The organism is Halomonas sp. BC1 (genome assembly GCF_002078135.1).
GTDB classification, from domain to species: Bacteria; Pseudomonadota; Gammaproteobacteria; order Pseudomonadales; family Halomonadaceae; genus Vreelandella; species Vreelandella stevensii.
In genome coordinates, this window is the sequence record NZ_LFGS01000018.1 from 1 (window position 1) to 1,660 (window position 1,660).

General features: G+C 55.0%; 1 rRNA gene. It reads left to right on the forward strand.

Going from position 1 to position 1,660, the window contains the following annotated elements:
* Positions 1 to 107: 107 nt before the first annotated feature.
* Positions 108 to 1,641, forward strand: a 16S ribosomal RNA gene (locus tag B7L72_RS14015).
* Positions 1,642 to 1,660 lie beyond the last annotated feature (19 nt).

The window sequence follows — 1,660 nt, forward strand, 5'->3', positions numbered from 1 at the left end:
CTCTTCGGAGTATCGCAGTGAATTCGTTTGAACCTTGAGCCAAGTTTGATCCGCTTTTGTTGTCTTCGGCTAGTCCTGAGATGGCGAGTAAGGATCGCATTGATCTTAAACTGAAGAGTTTGATCATGGCTCAGATTGAACGCTGGCGGCAGGCCTAACACATGCAAGTCGAGCGGTAACAGGATCTAGCTTGCTAGATGCTGACGAGCGGCGGACGGGTGAGTAATGCATAGGAATCTGCCCGATAGTGGGGGATAACCTGGGGAAACCCAGGCTAATACCGCATACGTCCTACGGGAGAAAGGGGGCTCCGGCTCCCGCTATCGGATGAGCCTATGTCGGATTAGCTGGTTGGTGAGGTAAAGGCTCACCAAGGCGACGATCCGTAGCTGGTCTGAGAGGATGATCAGCCACATCGGGACTGAGACACGGCCCGAACTCCTACGGGAGGCAGCAGTGGGGAATATTGGACAATGGGGGGAACCCTGATCCAGCCATGCCGCGTGTGTGAAGAAGGCCCTCGGGTTGTAAAGCACTTTCAGTGAGGAAGAACGCCTGGTGGTTAATACCCATCAGGAAAGACATCACTCACAGAAGAAGCACCGGCTAACTCCGTGCCAGCAGCCGCGGTAATACGGAGGGTGCGAGCGTTAATCGGAATTACTGGGCGTAAAGCGCGCGTAGGTGGCTTGATAAGCCGGTTGTGAAAGCCCCGGGCTCAACCTGGGAACGGCATCCGGAACTGTCAAGCTAGAGTGCAGGAGAGGAAGGTAGAATTCCCGGTGTAGCGGTGAAATGCGTAGAGATCGGGAGGAATACCAGTGGCGAAGGCGGCCTTCTGGACTGACACTGACACTGAGGTGCGAAAGCGTGGGTAGCAAACAGGATTAGATACCCTGGTAGTCCACGCCGTAAACGATGTCGACCAGCCGTTGGGTGCCTAGCGCACTTTGTGGCGAAGTTAACGCGATAAGTCGACCGCCTGGGGAGTACGGCCGCAAGGTTAAAACTCAAATGAATTGACGGGGGCCCGCACAAGCGGTGGAGCATGTGGTTTAATTCGATGCAACGCGAAGAACCTTACCTACTCTTGACATCCTGCGAATTTGGTAGAGATACCTTAGTGCCTTCGGGAACGCAGAGACAGGTGCTGCATGGCTGTCGTCAGCTCGTGTTGTGAAATGTTGGGTTAAGTCCCGTAACGAGCGCAACCCTTGTCCTTATTTGCCAGCGCGTAATGGCGGGAACTCTAAGGAGACTGCCGGTGACAAACCGGAGGAAGGTGGGGACGACGTCAAGTCATCATGGCCCTTACGAGTAGGGCTACACACGTGCTACAATGGTCGGTACAAAGGGTTGCCAACTCGCGAGAGTGAGCCAATCCCGAAAAGCCGATCTCAGTCCGGATCGGAGTCTGCAACTCGACTCCGTGAAGTCGGAATCGCTAGTAATCGTGGATCAGAATGCCACGGTGAATACGTTCCCGGGCCTTGTACACACCGCCCGTCACACCATGGGAGTGGACTGCACCAGAAGTGGTTAGCCTAACGCAAGAGGGCGATCACCACGGTGTGGTTCATGACTGGGGTGAAGTCGTAACAAGGTAGCCGTAGGGGAACCTGCGGCTGGATCACCTCCTTAAACGATGTCTTCCCCTCGC